This window comes from Streptomyces ipomoeae 91-03, assembly GCF_000317595.1.
GTDB classification, from domain to species: domain Bacteria; phylum Actinomycetota; class Actinomycetes; order Streptomycetales; family Streptomycetaceae; genus Streptomyces; species Streptomyces ipomoeae.
In genome coordinates this window covers 1-5,802 of sequence record NZ_AEJC01000221.1, presented here as the reverse complement: position 1 = coordinate 5,802, position 5,802 = coordinate 1, and the positions used below count along the sequence as shown (strand labels likewise).

General features: G+C 68.2%; 3 protein-coding genes. All 3 read left to right on the top strand.

The window, feature by feature from the left end; translation table 11 throughout:
* Positions 1 to 92 precede the first annotated feature (92 nt).
* Positions 93 to 1,520 (top strand): LCP family protein, encoded by a 1,428-nt coding sequence (locus STRIP9103_RS14535; RefSeq protein ID WP_009310687.1) that lies wholly within the window; start codon positions 93 to 95, stop codon positions 1,518 to 1,520.
* A 267-nt stretch (positions 1,521 to 1,787) separates the two neighbouring features.
* A complete protein-coding gene (locus tag STRIP9103_RS14530) occupies positions 1,788 to 3,545 on the top strand; it encodes an LCP family protein (RefSeq protein ID WP_009310688.1) in 1,758 nt (585 codons plus the stop codon).
* 364 nt (positions 3,546 to 3,909) lie between these two features.
* A complete protein-coding gene (locus tag STRIP9103_RS14525; RefSeq protein WP_048820287.1) occupies positions 3,910 to 5,583 on the top strand; it encodes an LCP family protein in 1,674 nt (557 codons plus the stop codon).
* The last annotated feature ends 219 nt before the right edge of the window (positions 5,584 to 5,802 follow it).

Here is a 5,802-nt window from a genome sequence, read left to right as displayed (position 1 = left end):
CCACCCACACACCGGCACGGACCCGACCCATCCACCACCCCCCAAGCGGACAGCGGCGCAGCCGCTACCAAAGGGGCGCGGGGCTGTGACATATGCGGCTCCGCCGCGCGGGCGCGACCAGCCACGCACAAACCCGCACCCGCCGCACCCCAGAACCCCCCGAGCCCGCAGCCGGCGCCCCTCCCCCATTCGGCCTACCCCCAGCCGCCCCCACCCCCACCCCACGCCATCGTCATAGGTGGACGACCCGCTCGTGCACCGGGAGGGGTGATCTGAACGTGAGTGGTGGTGGAGGTAGGTCGGGGCGGGTCGGGCCGGGCGTCGGGGCCTCTCCCAGCCTTGGCGAGCGGATACGTCGGCGCCGGTGGGTGCGGTGGACGGCAGGCGGGGCGGCGGCTTTCGCCCTCGGGACCCTGGGGGTCGCGTGGGGCGCCTACGCGAAGTTGAACGGGAACATCACATCGGACACCTCGGCGGCGGATGAGCTGGCCCGGTTCGAGAAGGAGCGGCCCACCGCGTTGGTGCGGGGCGCCCAGAACATCCTGCTCATCGGGTCCGACTCACGGTCGGGAGACGGCAACGGTGAGTACGGACGGGATTCGGGGACCGAGCGGTCGGACACGACGATCCTGTTGCATCTCGCGGCGGACCGGCACAGCGCGACAGCCGTCTCGCTGCCCCGGGACCTGATGGTGGATGTGCCGAGTTGCAGAAGGCGCGACGGAAGCCGGACCGAGCCCGTGTTCACGCTGTTCAACCACGCCTTCCAGAGCGGAGGTTCGGCCTGCACCATTCGGACCGTGGAGAGGCTGACCGACATCCGGATCGATCACCACGTCGTCGTGGACTTCAGCGGATTCAAGAGGGTGGTCGACGCCGTGGACGGGGTGGAGGTCTGTCTGGCGACGCCCATCCACGACAAGGCCGCGAAGCTGCGCCTCCCCGCCGGAAAGGTACGACTCAACGGGGAACAGGCGCTCGGATACGTGCGCGCGCGCAAATCACTGGGCGACGGCAGCGACACCGAGCGGATGGACCGGCAGCAGCGCTTCCTGGCGGCACTGGCCACGAAGGTGCGCGGCAACGGCGTACTGCTCAACCCGGTGAAGCTGTACCCGCTGCTCGACGCGGCCACGTCGTCACTCACCACGGACCCGGGGCTGGCAAGCCTGCGCGGACTCTACGACCTCGTACGCGGTTTGCGCACAATTCCAATGGAAAAGGTGCAATTCCTGACCGTTCCTCGGAAGTCATATACCCGTGACGCGAATCGGGACGAGCTGGTCGAACCGGCGGCACACCGGCTTTTCGAGCGGCTGCGTTCCGACGTGCCGGTCGCGGTGACAAGCGAACTCCCGAAGGGGATGCGGGAAGGACATTCGGCGGAGCGGCTTTCGAGGCCCCCCGCTTTCACATCTCCTGACTCGCCCTCGCCCGCACCCACCCGCACACCCCCGCTCAGCTCCGACCCGATGCCCACTTTCCGCGGAAGTACGGCCGCCGAGGAAGCCTGCGAGTGACCCCCGAAGAGGCTCGCGAGTGGCCAAAGAGGGGCTCCTCAGGTAAAACGCACGTCAACACGAGGAACAAATGCTCTAGGAAATGGGCAGATTGCCCAGTTGTAGGGACGTGGAATTTGTCACCGCCGTCGCTTGACGCCTGATCGGGCGGCTAGTGTGAGCGATCCGGTGTGCCAGGCCCTCTCGGTCGCGCACCACTTGCACGAGACCCGAGCGTCTTTTGAGGGGGAAGACGCCGCGTGGCCCCGACGGAGGAAACAGACAACCGTGGACGCGCAAGGCCGTGGGCGGGCGGACGACATCGACCCCGCAGACCAGTGGGTACTCAACCCGAGCACCGGTGAATACGAACTGCGACTGACCCCTTCCGCACCGCAATCAGGGGTACCGAGGCCACGCAGGGCCACACCCGCCGCGGCGGGCGCGAGGGCGGGCGGCGCGGGCGCCGGTACGACCGCGCGGTCCGCGACCACGCTGCCCGGTACGCGGGACGTTCCCGACACCGTCCCGGGGCCGCGCCGTCGGCGCGGGGCGCCCGCGGAGGAGCCGCTACCGGGCCGGCGCGGCGGCCGGGGCCGTACGAAGCCCAAGAAGTCCGTGGGCAAGCGGATACTGATCTGGACCGGCGGCACACTGGCCTTCGTGCTGGTCGCCGTGAGCGCCGCGGGCTATCTGTACTACCGGCACCTCAACAACAACATCGAGGCCATCCCGGACGACGGCGCGGGCACCGGCGGTTTCAGCAAGGACCGGGCGATCAACCTCCTCGTGATCGGCACGGACAAGCGCACCGGTGCGGGCAACGAGAAGTACGGCGACGCGGAGAGCGTCGGTCACGCGGACACCACGATCCTGCTGCATGTCTCCAAGGACCGTACGAACGCGACCGCGATGAGCATCCCGCGCGACATGATCGTGGACATCCCCGACTGCCCGACCACGCAGGAGGACGGCTCCAAGGAGGTCATCCGCGGTTCCAGCGACGTCCGGTTCAACACGAGCCTCGGGCAGGAGGGCCGCACCCCCAGCTGCACGATGCGGACCGTCAAGGAGCTGACCGGGATCACCCCCGACCACTTCATGGTGGCCGACTTCAACGCGGTGAAGACGCTCTCGACGGCCATCGGCGGCGTCAAGGTCTGCCTCGCGAAGCCCATCAACGACAAGAAGTCGAAGCTGAACCTCTCCGAGGGCGAGCACGTCATCCAGGGCGAGCAGGCGCTGGCCTTCCTGCGCACCCGCTACAGCGTGGGGCTCGGCAGTGACCTGAGCCGGATCGAGCTGCAGCAGCAGTTCCTGAGCTCGATGATCCGCCAGATGAAGTCGGAGGACACGCTCACCGACCCGTCGAAGGTGCTGTCGCTGGCGGAGGCCGCCACCAAGGCGCTGTCCGTGGACTCGAAGATCGCCGACATCAAGAAGCTGGCCTCGCTGGGCCAGGAGGTCGGCAAGGTCAAGACGAAGAACATCACCTTCACCACGGTGCCGGTCGTCGACAACACCGACGGAGCGACCGTGCTGCCCACGCCGGGCAAGGCCGAGCAGCTCTTCGAGACGATCCGGAACGACATCTCGCTCACCGAGGTGAAGAAGCAGGCCAAGGAGAAGGAGGCCGCGAAGCTCAAGGGCACGCGCGCCAAGGCCTCCGACATCCGCGTCAACGTCTACAACGGCGGCGCACCCGCAGGCAGCGCACAGGACACTCTTAACTGGATGCAGAATGATGTCGGCGTGACCAAGTCGAGCCAGCTCGGCAACGCCGACGAGACGCTGTCGAAGACGACCCTCGCGTACGACCCCGCCCAGGCCGACCAGGCACGCAAGCTGGCCGACCTCATGGGGCTGTCCGCGTCCGCGCTGAAGCCCGGCAAGGGCAACAGCGAGACCAACTCCCAGGGACTGCCCGCGATGGTCCTGACCCTGGGCAAGGACTTCAAGGGCGCCGGGGTACCGCTGAACGGGTCGTCGGCGGCGGATCTGGACGTCGAGAAGAACACCGCCGACAAGAAGAAGTGCGCCAGTTGACGAGCGATGGTGACCTGACGGGGTCGCCACGCGTCTGACAGGGCGCGAAGGTGCAGTGAACGCCGGGCGGGCGCGACGATGCGCCCGGCCGACGGCTTCCGGTGATCATCGGCGGCGGGTGCCGCCGCACCGAGCCGTGTCCGTATCCGCGTACGGCGTCCGACCGGACGTACAGCGGACGTACAGACGTACGTGAGCGGGCCCGGACCGGTGCGGGTGTGCGGCGCATGACGTCCGGGTGTCATCCGGGCGGAACGCATGACGCGTTCAACAGAGCATGAGTACATCCCAGTTGGGGTTTCGACGGTCCAACAGAGGGCGGGCGCGGACCCGTCGGCACGCCAGGGCGGGGAGGGGCAGGGAGATGGTACGGAGCGACGTGCGCGGGGACGGGGGGCAGCCGCGTGTCGAGGAACCCGGCGAGCGGGAGACGGACCGGAAGGACGGCTCGCACGGAGATGACGACGGCTCCGACGCCAGAGTCCCGCAACAGCGCGGACGGGGCCGCCGTCGCGGCGGCAGCGGCGGTGGGCGCACACACGTCGACGCCCCCGGACGCCCGCGCCGCAGGCGGGTACTGCGCTGGTCGGCGACGGTCCTGGCGGTGGTGATACTCGGCACCGCCGGTGCCGGCTACCTCTACTACCAGCACCTCAACAGCAACATCAAGAAGGAGAAGCTGAACCTCGGCGACACCAAGATCGCCGAGCCGACGCCGAACGCGGCCGGCCAGACCCCGCTGAACATCCTGCTCATCGGCTCCGACGCGCGGGACACCAAGGAGAACCAGAAGCTCGGCGGCGCCAGGGAGACCTTCAACGGGCCACCGCTCGCCGATGTCCAGATGCTGCTGCATCTGTCCGCCGACCGCTCCAACATGTCGGTCATCAGCATGCCCCGCGACACCCTGCTGTCCGTTCCCAAGTGCACCGACCCCGACACCGGCGATGTGTACGACGCGAGCACCTCGGCGATGACCAACGACTCGCTGCGCCGCGGCGGCCCCGGCTGCACGGTCGCCACCTGGCAGGAGCTGACCGGGATACACATCGACCACTTCATGATGGTCGACTTCTCCGGTGTGGTGTCCATGGCCGACGCGATCGGCGGTGTACCGGTGTGCGTGACCGACAACATCTACTCGCACACCAGCACGGGCAAGGGCTCGGGGCTGAAGCTGGAGAAGGGCACCACGTCCATCAAGGGCAAGCAGGCCCTGCAGTGGCTGCGCACCCGGTACGGCTTCGAGGACGGCAGCGACATAGCGCGCGCCAAGGCGCAGCACCAGTACATGAACTCGATGGTCCGTGAGCTGCGCGAGAACGCCACGATCAGCAACCCGAACAAGCTGCGCAAGCTCGCCGAGGAGGCCACGAAGGCCCTCACCGTCGACGAGGGCCTCGGTTCGGTGGCGGACCTCTACGACCTCAGCACCGAGCTGCGCAAGGTCGAACCGGCCCGGATCACGATGACGACGATGCCGTACACGTACGTCGGCGCGCGCGTCGTGCCCAAGGAGGGCGACGCGGAGAAGCTATTCCGGCTGGTGCGCGAGGACATCGCGCTGGACGGCAAGGACAAGAAGAAGACCACCACCGAGGACAAGACCTCCGACGACCCGGCGGCGGCGAAGGACGAGATCGGTGTCCTCGTCCAGAACGGCACCATGACCGACACCCTCGGCGCGGTCGGCGGCCGGGCCCACGCGGTCTCCCAGCTGCTCGTCGACGAGGGCTTCACCAAGGCCTCGTCCGACTCGACCACCGCGACCGCCGAGGACAAGACAGTCGTGCGCTACCCGAGCGCCGAACTGGAGGGCGACGCCCAGGCGGTCGCCAAGGCCCTCGGCATCCCGGTGAGTCAGGTGGAGAAGTCCACGAACGTCAGCGGTGTCACCCTCGTCGTCGGCGCCGACTGGCGGGACGGGACGGCGTACAAGGCCGAGAAGGAGGACGACAAGACCCCGGAGTCGGCGGACGCGCTCAACGGCGCCGACGACAAGGCCTGCATGAAGGTCAACCCGGCCTTCACCTGGTAGTCGCCGTACACCTGGTAGTCGAGCCGTACACGTGATGACTGTCGTGCATCTGGTGGCCGTCGTACATGAGTTGGGTAGTCAGGGTCTCGGTCGTCATACCTGTACTCCTCTCACTCCACGAGCCCTAACTGTCCGGCCCATCCTCCCCCCCCCCTCCGGCCGCCCCGCTCCGACCCTAGGTTGCCCCGCTCCGGCCCTCGGCTGTCCCGGCTTGTGGTC